Origin of the sequence: Microtetraspora sp. AC03309, from assembly GCF_020826795.1 — a bacterium.
Lineage (GTDB): Bacteria > Actinomycetota > Actinomycetes > Streptosporangiales > Streptosporangiaceae > Microtetraspora > Microtetraspora glauca.
In genome coordinates this window covers 1-493 of the sequence record NZ_JADDIL010000453.1, presented here as the reverse complement: position 1 = coordinate 493, position 493 = coordinate 1, and the positions used below count along the sequence as shown (strand labels likewise).

Sequence of the window (493 nt, the reverse complement as noted above, 5' to 3'; positions counted from 1 at the left end):
CCGGAGGGCATCCAGCCCATCTCGTCAGTGGTGGCGGCAATACTGCGGGCCAACGATGCCTACGGACTCGTCGAGCCTCCCGCGCTGACCCCTGACCAGGCTGCCAAGGCGCCCAAGACCAACGTGGTGGCCGTCGACAACTACCCGACTAGTTCGCTACAGGTGATGAATCCGGCAACCGAACCGGTGACATGTGGCCAGTGGACGAAGTTGTCCGGAGCACCCACCTCCAGCCTCACGCTGCTGGCGGGCCAAAGCCTGCCGGTGGAAGCTGACGCCAAGCCTCTGACACCACCGTCGTCCCCGTCAGCAAAAGTATTGCTTCCGAAGGGAACTGGCTTCTACGTACAGGTCACCGGGCAGCAACCCGAATCGACCACCAAGGAATCGCAGTTCTGGATCTCCGACCTCGGTGTGCGCTACGGCCTTGAAGCCGAGAAGAACAAGACCGCCACCCCGGCCCAAGCCCTCGGCATGACCGCAGACCCACTGC

The 493-nt window shown here is 63.3% G+C and carries 1 protein-coding gene; it reads left to right on the top strand.

What is annotated here, in order from left to right:
* Window positions 1-493: type VII secretion protein EccB (locus IMZ11_RS43815; RefSeq protein ID WP_228649634.1), on the top strand; the 493-nt coding region annotated here is incomplete at both ends.